Source organism: Sporosarcina sp. ACRSM, assembly GCF_022346545.1.
Classification (GTDB): Bacteria; Bacillota; Bacilli; order Bacillales_A; family Planococcaceae; genus Sporosarcina.
In genome coordinates this window covers 41,087-58,967 of sequence record NZ_JAKRNU010000017.1, presented here as the reverse complement: position 1 = coordinate 58,967, position 17,881 = coordinate 41,087, and the positions used below count along the sequence as shown (strand labels likewise).

Annotated in this window: 21 protein-coding genes; 20 read left to right on the top strand and 1 reads right to left on the bottom strand. The window is 44.0% G+C overall.

Translation table 11 applies throughout. The features are described 5' to 3' along the window. The first annotated feature begins 726 nt into the window (after positions 1-726). From MHZ95_RS19755 to rsmI, 10 genes are all read left to right on the top strand, one after another. On the top strand, positions 727-2,163 hold the full coding sequence (locus MHZ95_RS19755; RefSeq protein ID WP_239392523.1) for an aminotransferase class I/II-fold pyridoxal phosphate-dependent enzyme: 1,437 nt from the start codon (positions 727-729) through the stop codon (positions 2,161-2,163). 1 nt (position 2,164) lies between these two features. Beyond that, on the top strand, positions 2,165-2,797 hold the full coding sequence (gene tmk / locus MHZ95_RS19750) for a dTMP kinase (protein WP_239392522.1): 633 nt from the start codon (positions 2,165-2,167) through the stop codon (positions 2,795-2,797). 53 nt (positions 2,798-2,850) lie between these two features. Further along, positions 2,851-3,180: a cyclic-di-AMP receptor gene (locus tag MHZ95_RS19745; protein WP_239392521.1), complete on the top strand. Its 330-nt coding sequence runs from the start codon at positions 2,851-2,853 to the stop codon at positions 3,178-3,180. A gap of 19 nt (positions 3,181-3,199) precedes the next feature. Further along, the gene (locus MHZ95_RS19740) at positions 3,200-3,640 is read left to right on the top strand and encodes a YaaR family protein (protein ID WP_239392520.1); all 441 of its coding nucleotides are present in this window, start codon (positions 3,200-3,202) and stop codon (positions 3,638-3,640) included. Between the two features lie 161 nt (positions 3,641-3,801). Next, on the top strand, positions 3,802-4,809 hold the full coding sequence (gene holB, locus MHZ95_RS19735) for a DNA polymerase III subunit delta' (RefSeq protein ID WP_239392519.1): 1,008 nt from the start codon (positions 3,802-3,804) through the stop codon (positions 4,807-4,809). Further along, positions 4,802-5,629 carry a PSP1 domain-containing protein gene (locus tag MHZ95_RS19730; protein ID WP_239392518.1) on the top strand — a complete coding sequence of 276 codons (828 nt, stop codon included), beginning with the start codon at positions 4,802-4,804 and terminating at the stop codon, positions 5,627-5,629. The genes holB and MHZ95_RS19730 overlap by 8 nt, the downstream gene beginning before the upstream one ends. 13 nt (positions 5,630-5,642) lie before the next feature. Next, positions 5,643-6,002 carry a DNA replication initiation control protein YabA gene (gene yabA / locus MHZ95_RS19725; RefSeq protein ID WP_255726876.1) on the top strand — a complete coding sequence of 120 codons (360 nt, stop codon included), beginning with the start codon at positions 5,643-5,645 and terminating at the stop codon, positions 6,000-6,002. A 59-nt stretch (positions 6,003-6,061) separates the two neighbouring features. Next, positions 6,062-6,811 carry a tRNA1(Val) (adenine(37)-N6)-methyltransferase gene (locus MHZ95_RS19720; RefSeq protein WP_239392517.1) on the top strand — a complete coding sequence of 250 codons (750 nt, stop codon included), beginning with the start codon at positions 6,062-6,064 and terminating at the stop codon, positions 6,809-6,811. Further along, the gene (locus MHZ95_RS19715) at positions 6,795-7,082 is read left to right on the top strand and encodes a GIY-YIG nuclease family protein (RefSeq protein WP_239392516.1); all 288 of its coding nucleotides are present in this window, start codon (positions 6,795-6,797) and stop codon (positions 7,080-7,082) included. Before MHZ95_RS19720 ends, MHZ95_RS19715 begins: the two co-directional genes overlap by 17 nt. Beyond that, a complete protein-coding gene (gene rsmI / locus MHZ95_RS19710; RefSeq protein ID WP_239392515.1) occupies positions 7,060-7,938 on the top strand; it encodes a 16S rRNA (cytidine(1402)-2'-O)-methyltransferase in 879 nt (292 codons plus the stop codon). Before MHZ95_RS19715 ends, rsmI begins: the two co-directional genes overlap by 23 nt. 130 nt (positions 7,939-8,068) lie before the next feature. On the opposite strand, the gene MHZ95_RS19705 is transcribed toward rsmI, so the two are convergent. Continuing rightward, positions 8,069-8,347, bottom strand: coding sequence for a transition state genes transcriptional regulator AbrB (locus MHZ95_RS19705; RefSeq protein ID WP_239392514.1), 279 nt, complete (start codon positions 8,345-8,347; stop codon positions 8,069-8,071). Between the two features lie 426 nt (positions 8,348-8,773). Here MHZ95_RS19705 and metG point away from each other — a divergent pair, with 426 nt between their 5' ends. The 10 genes from metG (at position 8,774) to MHZ95_RS19655 (ending at position 17,854) form a co-directional block, all read left to right on the top strand. Continuing rightward, the gene (gene metG / locus MHZ95_RS19700; RefSeq protein WP_239392513.1) at positions 8,774-10,732 is read left to right on the top strand and encodes a methionine--tRNA ligase; all 1,959 of its coding nucleotides are present in this window, start codon (positions 8,774-8,776) and stop codon (positions 10,730-10,732) included. Between the two features lie 259 nt (positions 10,733-10,991). Continuing rightward, on the top strand, positions 10,992-11,759 hold the full coding sequence (locus tag MHZ95_RS19695; RefSeq protein ID WP_239392512.1) for a TatD family hydrolase: 768 nt from the start codon (positions 10,992-10,994) through the stop codon (positions 11,757-11,759). A 137-nt stretch (positions 11,760-11,896) separates the two neighbouring features. Continuing rightward, positions 11,897-13,117 carry a resuscitation-promoting factor gene (locus tag MHZ95_RS19690; protein ID WP_239392511.1) on the top strand — a complete coding sequence of 407 codons (1,221 nt, stop codon included), beginning with the start codon at positions 11,897-11,899 and terminating at the stop codon, positions 13,115-13,117. Between the two features lie 169 nt (positions 13,118-13,286). Beyond that, complete coding sequence (gene rnmV, locus MHZ95_RS19685; RefSeq protein WP_239392510.1) at positions 13,287-13,847, top strand: ribonuclease M5; 561 nt, start codon at positions 13,287-13,289, stop codon at positions 13,845-13,847. After that, positions 13,840-14,727, top strand: coding sequence for a 16S rRNA (adenine(1518)-N(6)/adenine(1519)-N(6))-dimethyltransferase RsmA (rsmA, locus tag MHZ95_RS19680; RefSeq protein ID WP_239392509.1), 888 nt, complete (start codon positions 13,840-13,842; stop codon positions 14,725-14,727). Before rnmV ends, rsmA begins: the two co-directional genes overlap by 8 nt. A 154-nt stretch (positions 14,728-14,881) precedes the next feature. After that, on the top strand, positions 14,882-15,148 hold the full coding sequence (veg, locus tag MHZ95_RS19675; RefSeq protein WP_239392508.1) for a biofilm formation stimulator Veg: 267 nt from the start codon (positions 14,882-14,884) through the stop codon (positions 15,146-15,148). A 141-nt stretch (positions 15,149-15,289) separates the two neighbouring features. Continuing rightward, positions 15,290-15,475, top strand: a complete 186-nt coding sequence (locus MHZ95_RS19670) for a small, acid-soluble spore protein, alpha/beta type (protein WP_239392507.1) — start codon at positions 15,290-15,292, stop codon at positions 15,473-15,475. Between the two features lie 249 nt (positions 15,476-15,724). After that, positions 15,725-16,591, top strand: a complete 867-nt coding sequence (gene ispE, locus MHZ95_RS19665; RefSeq protein ID WP_239392506.1) for a 4-(cytidine 5'-diphospho)-2-C-methyl-D-erythritol kinase — start codon at positions 15,725-15,727, stop codon at positions 16,589-16,591. Positions 16,592-16,647: 56 nt separating this feature from the next. Continuing rightward, entirely contained in the window at positions 16,648-17,475 is an 828-nt protein-coding gene (purR, locus tag MHZ95_RS19660) for a pur operon repressor (RefSeq protein ID WP_239392505.1), read from the top strand. Position 17,476: 1 nt separating this feature from the next. Continuing rightward, positions 17,477-17,854, top strand: a complete 378-nt coding sequence (locus MHZ95_RS19655; RefSeq protein ID WP_239392504.1) for a RidA family protein — start codon at positions 17,477-17,479, stop codon at positions 17,852-17,854. The last annotated feature ends 27 nt before the right edge of the window (positions 17,855-17,881 follow it).

Sequence of the window (17,881 nt, the reverse complement as noted above, 5' to 3'; positions counted from 1 at the left end):
TTGGGGTTTTCCCCCGCAAGAGTAGGACGTCGCCAGGCGTCAAGGTCATTGCCGATAGGTAATGGCTTTTTTTGTGCTTATAAATAGAAAAATGAAGGTTCATTTTGTATTGATTTAATGGAATGCGAGAAAGGGAAGGGGCGGAAGCTTCTGCAATTGTGCAAAGATCATTCCAATGCTTCAAGGGTACAAATTAATTTCCAACAAGTGATCAATCCCCCGTTCCCCTCGCTCAAAGTAACTTTCAAGCGCTCAAACTCCTGTCAGAGCGCTCAAACCACTTACCACACGATCATTCTCCTGCTTTATCCGCTCAAACTTTTCACTAAGCGCTCAATCTCCTACTTCTGGGCTCAATAAAACTGCCAAATGATCATTCCTCTACTTCATTTGCTCAAAATCGTTTTCAAGTGATCATTGTCTTACTTCAGCGCTCAAAGCTACTTCTAAGTAATCAAACTCCCGCTCTAACGCTCAAAGCTACTTCACAAGCGATCAATCCCCGTCTCCCTCGCTCAAAGTAACCTCTAAGCGATCAAAACCTCATGCCAGCGCTCAAAGCCCCCATCTTTGTTCAATTCCGCCCGAGCCCGCAGGATGCAAGTCGTGCCGGCGTTATTTAAATAGGTAATGACTTTTTTGTATGTTAGAATTGATAGTTGGTAAAAGGTATTTTTTCGATTTCATACCTTCCCTTAGATATAGAAGAAAGAGGGTATTGGTTTAATGGAATATAATGAGCGTCCGCTGATCCGGAAGCTTCTAGAATTTGAAAGAGCAAATCCGGTTTCATTTCACGTACCGGGACATAAACATGGGCAGCTATCAGGCTTCCCAAGGGAGCTACGTAGTGCTCTTCGCTATGATTTCACTGAACTGGAAGGGTTGGATGATCTTCATGAGCCTGCGGGTGTAATCGCGGAAGCGCAGCAGCTATTGGCATCGACCTACTCTTCCGATTGCAGTTTTTTCCTTGTGAATGGTTCGACTGTCGGGAATTTGGCGATGGTGTATGCGACTTGTCGAGCAGGTGATACAATTATCGTTCAACGCAATGCTCATAAATCCGTTTTTCATGCAATTGAATTGACGGGAGCGAAGCCGGTGTATGTATCGCCGAATTGGGATAATTCTACAAAGTCGGCGGGTGTTTTGACAGCTGACACAATGAAAAGGGCGATTGAGGCATATCCGTATGCGAAAGCGGTTATCCTGACGTATCCGACCTATTATGGGAAGACAGGGAAAGAGTTGAAAGACACAATTGAAATTTGTCATTCTTACGGAATTCCTGTGCTGGTGGATGAAGCGCATGGTGCACATTTTGTTGCCGGGGAACCGTTTCCGAAATCGGCTTTGGAACTTGGAGCGGATGTCGTCGTCCATTCAGCGCATAAGACTTTACCTGCGATGACAATGGCATCTTTCCTACACGTCAAATCGGAATTTGTCTCGAGTCAACTAATTGCTCATTATTTACAAATGCTACAGTCCAGTAGCCCTTCATATATATTGATGGCTTCACTTGATGATGCGCGTTCGTATATCGCTTCCTATACAGAGGAAGATAAAGCCGCATTCACGACGAAGCGTCTGGCATTTATCGAACAGTTGAAAACGATAACTCGATTGCAAACGGTGGAATCGGATGATCCGCTTAAGCTTCTATTAAGAATGGAAGGTTATTCGGGGTTTGAACTTCAAAGGTGTTTGGAAAAGCAAGGTGTGTACAGTGAGCTTGCAGATCCTTATCAAGTACTATTTGTGCTGCCGCTATTAAAATCGGAAACGGACTATCCGTTTGAAGAAACTTGTCGTCATATCCAGCAGGCGGTTGAAGAATTGGAAATACGGCATAACGCTAATGTTGTAACGGAAGTGTCTATATTCAATGAAGAGATTTCAAGCCCTGTGTATTCATTCGCAAAAGTTGCAGAAATGGAGTCTGAGTGGGTACCTTTTGAACAATCAGCCGGGCGTGTAATGGCAGGTTCGATTATTCCTTATCCGCCGGGCATCCCCTTTTTAATAAGTGGCGAACGGGTAGCGGAAGAAGATGTCCGTTATTTGGATGAATTGCAAAGAATGGGAGCCAAGTTCCAAGGTGCAGTCCGGGTTCATGAAAAACAAATGCTTGTCGTAAAGAAAGGAATGGAAGAATAACATGGTACAGAAAGGTCAATTCATCACATTTGAAGGTCCGGAAGGGGCGGGAAAGACGACGGTTATACAGGAAATCTATGATCGCCTGAAAGAGGATGGCCGAAATGTACTTCTGACGCGTGAACCGGGAGGCATCCGGATTGCAGAAAAAATCCGTACAATCATATTGGATAATGATCATAGGGAAATGGATGCAAGAACTGAAGCATTACTCTATGCTGCGGCGAGAAGACAGCATCTTGCCGAAAAAGTGATTCCTGCCCTTCAGGAAGGCTATACGGTTTTATGTGATCGGTTTGTGGACAGTTCGCTTGCTTATCAAGGCTATGCACGAGGGCTTGGTATCGATGAGGTATGGGCAATCAATGCCTTTGCAATCGGTGGGCTTATGCCAGATTTAACGGTATTTTTTGATCTTGATCCGGAAGTGGGGCTTGCCCGGATTGCGAAAAATGATCAGCGTGAAGAAAATCGGTTAGACAACGAAAGCCTCCAGTTTCATCGCAAAGTTTATGAAGGTTATCAAGAGCTAATCCGACGTTATCCTAATCGAATTCAATTGACGGATGCATCGTTACCGAAAGAGCTCGTGACGGAAAATGTTTGGAAAATCATAGGCACACAATTCATTTAATCGCTGGATTCATGATATAATGATTACAAAGCGGATGAAAAGGGGAGATTACCGTGAAATTGGTTGTGGCAGTTGTACAGGATCAGGACAGCAATCGATTATCGACAGCATTGACTAAAAATGACTTCCGGGCTACGAAATTGGCGAGTACGGGTGGATTTTTGAGATCGGGTAATACAACATTCCTTATTGGTACCGATGATAGCCTTGTACCTAAGGCACTTGAACTCATTCGGGAAAATTGCCGTTCACGGGATCAAATGGTCGCGCCTGTTTCACCGATGGGAGGCAATGCAGACTCCTATATTCCCTATCCGGTTGAGGTGGAAGTGGGTGGAGCAACTGTGTTTGTTCTTCCTATTGAACAATTTCACCATTTTTGATGGACCGAGGTGAGCCGAAATGAAAGTCAATAGCGACTATAGGGCCGGTCTGGATAAGCTGAGGAGCGATCCATTGCAGTCAACACAAAGCGGAGCGCGTTTCGGTCAAATGGTCATGAAACAAGAGCAACGTCTTCATGGCGAACAGATTACTCGACTAATGGGCGATATTTCAGCGGCAGGTGATCGAATTGCACGTTCCCGTAATTTACGGGATATGGCAAAGTTTAAAATGTTGGTTCGCCGTTTTTTGAAGGAAGCTGTTGAATCCGGTTTGGGCCTAAAGCAATCCCATACTTGGAACCAGTTCGGTGAAGGACGTCGTTTGAAGCTTGTGGAAACGATTGACGAAAAGCTTATAGAATTAGCGGAAGACTTGTTGGATGAAGAAAAGACGTCTGTCGATTTATTGGCTAAAATCGGTGAAATCAAAGGACTTCTTATTAATCTATACATGTAATCCCGTGTTTTCTGGTTTTTTAGAAACACGGGATTTTTTAGAAAATATAAAAGTATTATATTTATTTTGAATTCCTGATATTCAATTAAGTTTTTGCAAGTACAAATTAATATCCGCATAACCCATATCCCGAGTTGTGAATGAACAAGGAGGTGTTCAAGATGACAGATGAAACTGAACGTCGTTTTTTTGAAGAGCAACATGTAGTGATGAAGCGTATTTCCACTTCATTTCAAAATGGCCGAATTGGGCATGCTTATTTGTTCGATGGTGAGCGAGGAACCGGGAAAGAAGCGATTGCTCTCTATTTCGCTAAATTGCTTCTTTGTGATCGCCCTGAAAGTGGTGTTCCATGTGAAACATGTCATTCTTGTCGCCGTGTCACTTCCAGGAATCACCCTAATATTACAATGATTCGTCCAGATGGACAGGATATAAAGAAAGAACAAATGTCTGACCTGATTTTCACGATGACGAAAAAAGGGTATGAGGCCGGACGGAAAATCTACATTATAGCTGCAGCTGAGCGTATGAATGTCGCTGCGGCAAATACATTGCTGAAATTTCTTGAAGAACCTGAAGGCGAAGTGACAGCGATACTGCTTACTGAAGCGTATCACTCGATTTTGCCGACCATTCAGTCAAGATGTCAGCGGATTTCTTTTCATCCACCCTCCAGAGAGAGGATGATTGAAAAGTTAGTAGAGAAAGGGGTTACCACTTCGATGGCAGCGACGGTCACGATGGTTACTGCTGACCCTGATGAGGCCTTTCATTTAGCAAATGACGATCAGTTTGCACACATGCGAAAAACAGTGTTAAAATTAGTTGAAGCATCAGATTTACATGTCCAAGAAGCGCTGCTATTCATCCAATCGGATTGGGCCTCCTTATTTAAGGAGAAAGAAGAAACGGAAAGAGGGCTTGACTTGCTTCTCTATGCTTATCGGGATATTGTTGCCTATAAAGCGGGCTTGCAATCTGTTCCTACATTTCCGGACCAGCAAGAATTTTCAAGAAGTCTTTCCATGAAGATGACCTATAGCAAGTTGTCAGCCCATATGGATGCAATTTTACAGGCGAAAAAGCAGCTGCATGGCAATATGAACCGTACACTGTTAATGGAACAATTGGTGCTTAGCATGCAGGAGGGGTTACTCGTTGTATAAAGTTGTCGGAGTCCGCTTTAAAAAAGCGGGTAAAATATATTATTTCGATCCGCTCGATTTTCATCTTGTCGAGGGAGATTATGTCATTGTCGAGACTGCCAGAGGGATTGAGTATGGCAAAGTGGCAGGGCAAATAAGGGAAGTCGATGAAAATGATGTCGTGCTTCCATTGAAGAAAATCATTCGACCGGCACAGCAAGAAGATCAGGAAAAAGTGGAAGAAAACCGTATCGAAGCCGAAAGGGCTTTCAGTACGGGGGTAGATAAGATTTTGGAGCATAAGTTGGAGATGAAGCTGGTCGATGTTGAATATACATTCGATCGAAACAAAATAGTCTTTTATTTTACAGCAGAAGGTCGTGTCGATTTCCGCAATCTTGTCAAAGACCTTGCGTCCATCTTCCGGACAAGAATTGAGTTGCGCCAAATTGGTGTACGGGATGAGGCCAAAATGCTGGGTGGTATAGGACCTTGCGGACGAATGCTTTGTTGTTCGACATTTCTCGGCGATTTTGAACCGGTGTCGATTAAGATGGCGAAGGATCAGAACTTGTCACTGAATCCATCCAAAATATCGGGCCTTTGTGGACGCCTTATGTGCTGTCTGAAATATGAAAATGATGACTATGAAGAAGCGAAAGCGCTTATGCCAGATGTCGGAACGCGTGTTCATACGCCGGACGGGGTTGGAAAGGTTGTTGGTCTGAATTTGCTTGAGCGTCTCCTTCAAGTAAATCTGACTGAGCAGGATCATGTATTGGAATATTCGTTAGAAGAATTGCTGAATCAACAAAACAATATGGCTCAATTGATGAAATGATGAGGTGGAATAGTTGAAAGAAAGGAACTTTCTGGACAGAATTATGGAATTCGAGCAGCAACTTGAATCTACACATAAGCAATTCCGCGAATTGATTGGATTCGTCGCGCAAATGACGGAAGAGAACCATTCGCTTCAACTCGAAAACCATCATTTGCGTAAGCGGCTTGAAGAAATCGATGAACAAGCAAAATCTTCGAATAAGAAACAACCGAAGAAAAAAACGGGAAAAGTGGATGTCGGGGAAGGTGTTGATAACCTTGCGCGTCTTTATAACGAAGGGTTTCACGTCTGCAACGTCCATTATGGTAGCAGCAGAAAGGGAGAAGATTGTCTTTTTTGCCTCTCCTTTTTAAATAAACAAAACGTATGAAGTGAGCCGATCCTATAAATCTATAGGTATCGGTTTTTCTTTTTTGAGGAGCGAAGTAGATGGAAAACATATTACAAGACGATGAGCGACTTGATTATTTATTGGCGGAAGGTTTACGGATTATTCAAAGCCCATCTGTATTTTCTTTTTCCTTGGATGCCGTTTTGTTAGCAAAGTTTGCTTATGTTCCGATCCGCAAAGGAAAGATTGTCGACTTATGCGCGGGCAATGGGGCTATCCCCTTGTTTTTAAGTGCACGGACGAATGCAGACATTACTGCGGTCGAATTGCAGGGACGTTTGGCCAATATGGCGGAAAGAAGTATCCGTTACAATGGATTGGAAAACAGAATTCACGTCGTAAACGATGACGTCATTAACATTGCATCCCGATTAGGTTATGAAAGATACGATACGGTGACATGTAATCCACCTTATTTTCCAGCATACGAGGCGAGTGAAAAGAATTTGTCAGAGCATGTTGCCATTGCGAGACATGAACTCAGGCTAACTCTTGAACAAGCGATCCAATCGGCGAGTGAATTATTGAAGCAAGGTGGAAAAGCGGCATTTGTCCATCGTCCGGGACGTTTGCTCGATATTGTGACGGCGATGCGTGCCAACCGATTGGAGCCTAAGCGGATTCGTTTTGTTTATCCGAAAGCGGGAAAAGAAGCGAATACACTGCTGATCGAGGGGATTAAAGACGGAAAACCAGATCTGAAAATACTGCCCCCACTCTATGTGTATGGCGCGGATGGAGCTTATACGGAAGAAGTGAGGCAGCTGTTATATGGACAAGAAAACTGAGCATTTCTTTTACGTGTTGGAGTGCAAAGATGGTTCCTATTACGCAGGCTATACAAACGATTTAGAGAAGCGTATCCAAGTCCATAATGAAGGAAAAGGGGCAAAATATACACGCGCGAGAAAACCTGTCCATTGTATTTACTACGAAAGTTTTGAAACGAAGCGGGAAGCGATGCAGGCAGAATATCGATTTAAGCAATTGACAAGAGAATCGAAAGAACGGTATATCGGAAAGGGGAAAAAAGGGCATGAAGTCACAAAAAAGTGCTGAAGCGGGAGGCGGAAAGTTATTTCTTGTCGGGACGCCGATCGGCAATCTTGAAGATATGACGTTCCGAGCCATAAGAATATTAAAGGAAGCGGATATGATAGCGGCGGAAGATACGCGAAACACCATCAGGCTTTGCAACCATTTCGATATTCAGACACCGCTAATGAGTTATCATGAGCATAATCTCGAAGTCGGCGGGGAAAAGATTTTGAAAATGTTGGAGGATGGTAAGTCAGTTGCTCTTGTCAGTGACGCCGGAATGCCTTGCATTTCGGACCCAGGGGCGGATATTGTAGCGAAAGCGGTTGCTGCAAATTATGACGTTGTTCCGGTTCCTGGGGCGAATGCAGCCATTAGCGCACTAGTTGCATCGGGATTAGTCCCTCAACCCTTTTTGTTCTTCGGATTTTTGTCTCGGCATAAAAAAGAGCGGAGTAGTCAATTGGAAGCTTTAAAAAACCGGGAAGAAACGGTCATCTTATACGAAGCGCCCCATCGGTTAAAAGAGACATTGCTTGCGTTGGATGCAAGTTTTGGCGGGGAGCGTTCAGTTGTTCTTGCACGGGAAGTAACAAAACGTTTTGAAGAATTTCTCCGCGGCACATTGGCAGAAGCCGTTCATTGGGTAGAAACACATGAAGTGCGAGGGGAGTTCTGTATTGTAATTGAAGGAGGCGATGGTGCTGTAGAGGAAGAACAGCCGGCATGGTGGAACGATTTGAGTATCCGTGAGCATGTCGCCTTATTAATAGAAAGAAAAGAAATTCGTTCGAAAGAGGCAATTCGGGAAGTGGCAACGGAAAGAGGATTGAGCCGACGTGATGTCTATCAAGCGTACCACGTCGAAGAAGAATAAAAAGCGAAGCGCATGCTAAGAAGGTTAAGTCCAACGAAGCGGCGCTTTTTTGGTAGATGAATACGAAAAGGAACGGGGGTGGACAAAAAAACCAGAACGGCTCGCCATTCTGGATAATTGTAGTGCAATATCATCTTTTTAAATTTTCTTGAATTTCATTGATCAATTGTTCTGCACCTGCAGGGCTTAAGATCAACTTGCCGCCGATTAGGCTTAAATTGTCGTCAGACACATCGCCTGTAATTGAACAAGTCATATTCGGCATGTACTTTTTCAAGATAATTTTGTCATCATCAACATAGATCTCCAAGGCATCTTTCTGTTCGATACCTAATGTACGGCGCAATTCGATGGGAATGACTACACGTCCAAGTTCGTCAACTTTCCTAACAATACCGGTTGATTTCATTATAAGTACTCCTTCCAATACTTGAAATTTCGTCAAAATTCGACATAATTCTATTGTCTGCTTTTTATCATACCAAGTCTTCCATTTTACGTCAATAAGTCTCTCTCAAAATTATGTGAAAAATAATAGTTTTTTTACTAGATATGGAAAGAAGATAGCCGATAGGATGATAGAAGTTAAGTAAATACAGTCTTTAAGGCGGTTTTGAGGTTATGTCCTTCGAGTGACGAATGTTTTCCTTGGCGAAATATTGAGCTCTTCAAGGAATGTCGCCAAAGCGGATTTTGGCTTATAGAAACGCCAAAAAGAGGGTATGGCTAGACAATTAGAGGCACTGTTAAAGAGGAATGATGGTGAAATTCATTGTATCGGAAGGGGGCTTTCGATAGAATAGGAAGTATATTTATTTACACTGGAGGAGTTTTCGTGGCTGAACAGAAGAATACATTTTATATTACAACCCCGATTTACTATCCGAGCGGAAAATTCCACATCGGTACTGCGTATACGACGGTTGCTTCGGACGCGATGGCACGTTATAAGCGTTTGCGTGGCTACGATGTCCGATTTTTGACAGGAATGGATGAGCACGGACAAAAAATTCAAGAGAAAGCGGAAGAAGCTGGGTTGCCACCGCAACAATATGTCGATGGCATCGCAGAAATTTCCAAAAAAGTATGGGGAATCATGGACATTTCCTATGATGATTTCATCCGTACAACAGAAGAGCGTCATAAACAAGCGGTCGACAAGATCTTCCAAACATTCCTTGATAATGGTGACATTTACAAGGGGGAGTACGAAGGTTGGTATTGTGTTCCTTGTGAAACGTATTACACGGAAGGACAGCTGGACAACGGCAATTGTCCAGATTGCGGACGCCCAGTGCAAAAAGTGAAAGAGGAATCTTACTTCTTTAATATGAAGAAATACGCGGACAGATTGCTGCAATTTTACGAAGACAATCCGACATTCATCGAACCGGAATCCCGTAAAAATGAGATGATCAATAACTTCATCAAACCAGGTCTTGAAGACTTATCCGTTTCGCGTATGTCGTTCGACTGGGGGATCAAAGTACCTGGCGATCCAAAGCATGTCATCTATGTATGGGTTGATGCTTTGACAAACTATATTACAGCGCTTGGCTATCAGTCCGATGACGATTCATTATTCAAGAAATATTGGCCGGCAGATGTTCATGTCGTCGGAAAAGATATTGTCCGTTTCCATACGATTTACTGGCCGATCTTCCTTATGGCGCTGGACTTGCCGCTGCCGAAAAAAGTGTTTGCGCACGGCTTCATCATGATGAAGGACGGTAAAATGTCGAAATCGAAAGGCAATGTGGTCTATCCGGAAATGCTGGTCGAGCGTTACGGACTGGATGCGACACGTTACTTCCTACTTCGCGAATTGCCATTTGGTCAAGACGGCGTATTCTCGCCGGAGTCATTCGTTGAACGTACGAACTATGACTTGGCGAATGATTTAGGGAATTTATTGAATCGGACTGTGTCGATGATTAATAAATATTTTGACGGCGAAATACCGACAGAAGGACTGGAACCGACAGCCTATGATGAAAGTTTGACGTCATTCATGACAGAAACTGTAGAAAAATATGAAGCCGCCATGGAAAATATGCAATTCAGTGTTGTTCTTGCTGAATTATGGGCGCTCGTATCCCGCACGAATAAATATATTGACGAAACATCCCCTTGGGTATTGGCGAAAGAAGAGGCAGACCGTGGAAAGTTAGCTTCGGTCATGGCACATCTTGCATCGTCGCTTCGCCATATTGCGGTGCTACTACAACCATTCATGACGGAAGCACCTAAAAAGATTGTCGCCCAACTCGGATTAGATGAAAAATGGTTGGCATGGGATACGCTTGGAAACCTTGAAGCGATTCCTGCAGGCACGAAAGTTGTTGAAAAAGGTGTGCCGATCTTCCCGCGTCTCGATCCGGACATAGAAGTCGTCTATATCCGCGACCAAATGGCGGTTACGGCACCTGCACAGACAGAGCCGGCTGAACAGGAAGAAGTCGAAGAGGTCAACGAGATTACAATTGATGATTTTATGAAAGTCGATTTACGCGTTGCGACTGTGACGGCATGTGAAAAAATGCCAAAAGCGGACAAATTGTTGAAATTGCAATTGGATCTTGGTTACGAGCAACGACAAGTTGTGTCCGGTATTGCAGAACATTACGAACCGGAGTCGTTAGTTGGCGAGAAAGTGATTGTTGTAGCGAACTTGAAACCTGTCAAATTACGCGGAGAACTATCACAAGGTATGATTTTAGCAGGAAAGTCAGAAGGTATTTTAAAACTGGCAACTGTTGATCCATCATTGGAAAACGGCGCACAGGTTAAATAATCGTATAGGTCAAATAATTATTAAACGGAAACGGCGTATTTGTGTACGCGCCGTTTCTTTTTCTTTTTTTGAAAGTAAAAATTACAAACCTTGTTAGGCAAATAAACCGGATAATATAGAGCTCGATGACAAGTATAAGGCACTTTATATTTTTCTTTTTGTTATAGAAATTACGGAGTTGTTACGAAGTTGTAAACAACTTGTAACAAATGATACAATTCGTTCGAATAGAATAAAACCATTGTGAGGCGATCAAAACATGTTCATAGACACACATGTCCATTTAAATGCGGACCAATATGAAGAAGACGTAGAAGCGGTTATCCAACGTGCGCTTGATGCAAAACTTGAAAAAATGGTTGTGGTCGGTTTCGACCGAAAAACCATTACTAAAGCGATGGAGCTTGCCGAACAATATCCATTTGTCTACGCAGTAGTCGGCTGGCACCCGGTCGATGCAATCGATTGCACAGAGGAGGATTTGGCGTGGATTGAGTCGCTTGCTGCACACCCGAAAGTCGTCGGTATCGGAGAGACGGGACTGGATTATTATTGGGATAAATCCCCCAAAGAAGTCCAACAAGAATTATTCAGGAAGCAGATCCGTCTTGCACAGAAAGTGAAGCTCCCGGTCATCATTCATAACCGCGATGCAACGGCGGATGTCGTCCGTATTTTGAAAGAAGAGGAGGCGGAGATAACAGGTGGGATCATGCATTGTTTTGGCGGAAGTGTTGAAACGGCAAAAGAATGCATACAGATGAACTTCATGATTTCTTTAGGCGGACCGGTGACGTTTAAAAACGCGAAAACACCAAAAGAGGTGGCAACTGAAATTCCGCTCGATCACCTACTCATCGAAACGGATGCACCTTATCTTGCTCCGCACCCGAACAGGGGCAAGCGAAATGAACCTGCGTGGGTCGTACTCGTTGCTGAGGAAATTGCACGATTGAAGGAAATGCCGGTTGAAGAAGTGGCACGTCAAACAACCGCGAACGCATTAAAAATATTTAAGATTGAATGAATAGATTAAGAGGATGTTCCCTATACTTTGAAAATGGCTGACTGTCTCTAGTAATGTCATAGAGCAATTCTGGATAGGTTGACACTTGGAAAAGGAACCTTTATAATCAGCCGAGTGATGAAGGAGGAGTTTTTTTCATGTCAAATAGATCCATGGAAAACCTGTTCTTTAAGTCATTGAGGAGTAAACAAGTTGTGGTGACAGTCCTATCTATCACCCTATTTGTTGCTATCATTTCCCTTGTCCTATTTGAAGGGACGAAACAATCGGTCACATTGGAAGTGAACGGTGAAAAACGAACAATCAATACACATGCACATACAGTTGGTGAACTTCTTTCCGCTCAGGAAATCGAAGTTGCCGAATTCGATGTAGTAACACCCTCAGTGAATACACCGATCGAAGAAGGTTTGTCGGTTAGGTGGGAACAGGCAAAAGAAATTGCAATACAGGTCGGACCGGAAAATACAACAATCTGGACGACTGAAGATAAAGTAAAAGATGTTCTGGCACAAGCCGACATCGACGTTACTGAGCATGACCAGGTCAGCCCAGCATTGGATGAGGAAGTCGGGGCAGACAATCAAATTGCCGTCGAAAAGGCATTTGAAGTGACATTGGAAGTTGGCGGAGAAGAGAAGACAGTATGGTCCACTTCGACTACGGTCGCTGACTTTTTAAAGAGAGAGAACATTCATTTGAATGAAGACGACCGATTGAACAGAAAGGCGGATGGCTATTTGAAGCCCGGCTCTTTTGTGCAGGTCGTACGAGTGGAAAAGGTCACCGATGTAGTGGAAGAACCGGCGAACTTTGCCGTGGAAACGCGCAATGATCCGAAATTACTGAAAGGACGCGAAAAAGTCGTTCAAGAAGGTAAAAAAGGAACCGTATCCCGGAAGTTCGAAGTGGTGAAGGAAAACGGTAAAGAAGTTTCCCGTACGTTATTGGCGGAAACGACGATAACCGAACCGCAGAAGAAAATTGTGGCGGTCGGTACAAAGAAAATGGTTGCAAGTGCATCATCCGGTGTCGGTGTCTCCCGCAGTAATGCGGAACCTTCTGGAGGTAAGGAATTTTACGTAACGGCTACGGCCTATACGGCTTATTGCAATGGCTGTTCGGGTATTACGCATACAGGCATAAACCTGCGTGCGAACCCGAATGTGAAGGTCATCGCAGTTGACCCGAAAGTGATCCCACTCGGTTCAAAAGTGTGGGTGGAAGGCTATGGATACGCGGTCGCAGGTGATACAGGCGGCGCGATCAAAGGGAAGAAAATCGATCTACATGTCCCGACCAAGTCTGAGGCCTATAAATTTGGAAGACGCCAAGTGAAAATGAAAATCATCGACTAATAGATTGCAATCCGCAGGACTGTTACAAGTCCTGCGGATTATTGCGTTGCACTTCGTTTTTGCATGAGGAAACCGAGCCGTTTGGCAACCGCTTCCGTATGCCTTTCTGTACTTCTGCGTCCATGCAGAGTAAAATTGAAGTAAGAACAGAATGGGAAAGAGGATTTTGGTGAATATAAAAGAAATTATTGTTGTGGAGGGAAAGTCGGACACTATCGCTATAAGGCGTGCGACAGGCGCGGATACAATTGAGACGAATGGCTCAGCCATTGACGATGAAACGCTTGTACGCATTCAACATGCAGTGAAAACACGCGGTGTGATTGTTTTTACGGATCCCGATTATCCAGGAAGAAGAATTCGCTCCATTATCGAAGAACGTGTCCCAGGTGTGAAACATGCTTTTTTGGACAAAAAGCTGACCATTGCAAAAAACGGCAAAGGCGTCGGCATTGAACACGCTGCCGATGAGGATATTCGCGAAGCATTGCGCTCAGTCTATAGCCTGGATGACCAACCGACTGTGACGATTTCGCTCGCTGATTTAATGGAGGCTCGACTGATGGGTCATCCTGATGCCAAAAGGCGGCGAGAGAAACTCGGCGAATTATTGCAGATCGGTCATGTAAACGGCAAAGGTTTAAAAAAACGGTTGGAAATGTTCCGAATTGGACAGGATCGACTGGAAGAAGCATTGCAAGTTCTCGACAAGGAGGAAAAAGATGAATAAAGATATTGCGACTCCGGTCAGGACAAAAGAAATTCTTGATAAATACGGATTTTCATTTAAAAAAAGTTTAGGACAAAACTTCCTGATCGATCCAAATATATTGCGTAATATCGTTGCGCACGCAAATCTCACAAAGAAGACGGGTGTCATTGAGGTGGGCCCTGGCATCGGAGCATTGACAGAACATATTGCCAGAAGTGCAGGGAAAGTCGTCGCTTTTGAAATCGATGGTCGACTTCTACCTGTATTAGAAGATACATTATCCCCTTACGATAATGTGACAGTTGTTCATCAGGATATATTGGAAGCCGATCTCACACAAGTCATGGCGGATCATTTTACGGATTATGAAGATGTGGTCGTCGTAGCCAATTTACCTTATTACGTGACAACACCGATCATTATGAAGTTCTTGCTCGGAAAAGTTCCAATTTCCGGCATGGTCATCATGATGCAAAAAGAAGTGGCGGATCGTATTACAGCTGTTCCGGGGACAAAAGCTTACGGCTCTTTATCCATTGCCATCCAGTACTATATGGATGCGGAAGTGTCGATGATCGTGCCGAAGACGGTATTCATGCCGCAGCCGAATGTGGAATCAGCCGTTCTGCGCCTGACAAGGAAAGAAGTGGCACCAGCAGAGGTGATCGACGAAGACTTCCTTTTCCAAGTATCCAAAGGTTCTTTTATTCAACGGCGAAAAACAATTTTTAATAATTTACAAACGTCGTTGCCAGATGGGAAAGCGAAAAAAGAGCAGATTTTACAGGCGTTTGACAAAGCAGGCATTGAGCCGGGCAGACGTGGAGAGACGCTGAGTATACAAGAATTTGCAAAGCTGTCCAATGCCTTGTATGAGGAATTTGGCAAGGGAAGATAAAAAAGAAAAGGACAAATCAACTTTTCTACGAAAAAAATGACTAGTTCAATAATAAAAAGATTGACAAGATGCATGGTCCATTGTTAAAATAAACATTTTAATTGACAGAACTTTTTAAAAGTGTTATGCTTATACTTAGTGAGGTGTAAGCGACATGCCAAAAACATTAGCGGACATTAAGAAGTCATTGGATTCTCATCTTGGTAAACGGCTGCAAGTAAAAGCGAACGGTGGTCGAAAGAAGACAATCGAACGTGCTGGAGTACTGCGTGAAACGTATCGTGCTGTATTCGTAGTCGAACTTGACCAAGACGAAAATGCGTTTGAAAGGGTATCTTACAGCTACGCAGATATTTTAACCGAAGCGGTTGAAATAACGATTCTCGATGACGCAGATTCCTCTGCGTTTGTCATCAAATAATAACAGCATTTATGATTCAATTCATTTCATTTTTTTGAAAAAACACTTGTGTAGACACTTCGCATCGAAGTGATTTGCACAGGTGTTTTTTCTTGTCTTTCGCACATACTGTGTTTGTCAGCCAAAAAGGAGGAAAACCGAATGGCGAGAAAACGTGGTATTATGTCTGAGCACTTGAAGGAAGAAATTGCGAAAGAGCTTGGCTTTTACGATGTTGTTGAGCGAGAAGGTTGGGGGGGCATCAAAGCACGGGACGCTGGGAATATGGTGAAACGTGCTATTGAAATGGCCGAACGAGGAGTAGCACAAAATAACAAACCGCTATGAATTACCCTAAATCCAAGATAGGCTGACAAAGAAGAGCTCTATTCGCTTGTCCTTTTGACGACGAATAGAGCTCTTTTTGACATTGTCAATTGATTGGAGAGAACGGATAAAATATATCAGCACAGATCATTTATGATAACTGGAAACGTCAAAAATTCCCTACTTTAGAAATACATCTATTTCACGACGCAAACAATTCGCCCTATGGTAAAATAGGGAACAACGATAAGCTGGAATGGAGGTGGCTGGATGTTATATGAAAAGGCCCCCGCGAAAATTAATTTGACGTTGGATGTATTACATAAGCGACCGGATGGTTTTCATGAAGTGGAAATGGTCATGACGACGGTCGATCTGGCCGACCGGGTTTGGTTGCGTCCTGCAGAGAATGGAAACATCATCATTAAGGCATCTGAACGATTCGTGCCGAACGATCGGAAAAATTTGGCCTACCAGGCCGCAGAATTGCTTCAACAACGATATGACATTCAGAAAGGTGTAGAAATTACTCTTGAAAAGAGCATTCCCGTAGCCGCTGGATTAGCCGGTGGGAGCTCGGACGCGGCAGCCACATTGCGTGGATTGAATCGACTGTGGAATTTGGGGCTCAGTGCGGACAAGTTAGCGGAGCTTGGTGCAAGCATCGGTTCGGATGTTTCTTTTTGTGTCCATGGCGGTACAGCCCTCGCGACGGGGCGGGGAGAGAAGATCCAAAGTTTGCCGGCCCCGCCGAATTGCTGGGTCATCCTTGCGAAGCCGCCGATTTCTGTGTCGACAGCAGACATCTATGGCAACTTGCGCCTGTCAAAGATGGATCACCCCGATACAGCGAGCATGATGGATGCATTAAGGCAGGGGGATTATGAAAAAATGTGTGCTTCGGTTGGCAATATTCTCGAACCGGTGACGATGAGCATTCATCCGCAAGTGGCCGTTCTGAAGGAACAGATGAAAAAATTCGGTGCAGATGCGGTACTGATGAGTGGCAGTGGTCCAACGGTTTTCGGACTTGTAAAACATGAGTCAAGAGTGCCGCGCATTTATAACGGACTAAAGGGCTTCTGTTCAGAAGTGTATGCCGTTCGAATGATTGGAGAACGTCATTTTCTTGCTTAGAAACGTACGATTATGATAATGTACGATTAAAAGATTCGGATTTAGGAGTTGGTACCGTGAAGTGGAAAAGGAGCGAGCGATTAGTCGATATGACCCGCCATCTGTTAGAACATCCACATGAACTCATTCCGTTGACTTTCTTTTCAGAACGATACAAAGCGGCGAAGTCTTCCATAAGTGAAGATCTGACCATTGTGAAGGAAACGTTCGAAGAGAAAGGCACGGGAAAACTGGTGACGGTATCCGGGGCTGCAGGTGGTGCAAAGTTTGTACCCCAAACGACAGAAGCGGAAGTCCGTGACGTCATCGCCCTTTTAAAGGATGAGCTGGGCCATTCAGATCGATTATTGCCGGGGGGATATTTGTTCATGACAGATTTACTCGGCAATCCCCGTATTATGGACCGTGTCGGCAAAGTGTTTGCTTCTGCCTTCGCGGATAGGGAAATTGACGCGATTATGACTGTCGCGACAAAAGGGATTCCGATCGCCCATGCCATCGCCCGCCATTTGAATGTTCCTGTCGTCGTTGTCCGACGGGATAGCAAAGTGACGGAAGGGTCAACTGTGAGCATTAATTATGTTTCGGGGTCGACACGACGTATACAAACAATGGTATTATCAAAGAGAAGCATGCAGAGTGGACAAAAAGTGCTGATTACAGATGACTTTATGAAGGCCGGCGGAACGATGGTAGGGATGAAGAATTTGCTGGAAGAGTTCGGTTGTGAGCTTGCCGGTATAGCGGTCCTCGTCGAAGCCGTCCATCATGAAGAAGTCTTAGTCGATAATTATCTTTCTCTTGTGAAGCTTCATGGGGTTAATGAAAAAGATCGAACGATTGAATTGGACGAAGGAAACTATTTTACGAAGGGTGGAAATTGAGATGAATTATGTAGCAACAGAGAATGCACCAAAGGCAATCGGTCCTTATGCACAAGCGGTAATCGCTAACGGTTTGGTTTACACATCCGGGCAAATTCCATTGACGCCGGCAGGAGAGCTCGTTGAAGGAGCAATCGAAGAGCAGACGCATCAAGTATTCGCCAATCTAAAAGCTGTTCTTGCCGAAGCCGGTTCTTCATTGGATCAGGTAATTAAAGCAACTGTCTTTATTAAAGATATGAATGAATTTGGCATTGTAAACGAAATCTATGCACAACATTTCGGCTCACATACACCTGCACGTTCAACGGTTGAAGTGGCGAGACTGCCAAAAGACGTGAAAATTGAAATCGAAGTCATTGCTCTAACGGACAAGTGATTCAGACCCGCCTGGATAGCCAGGCGG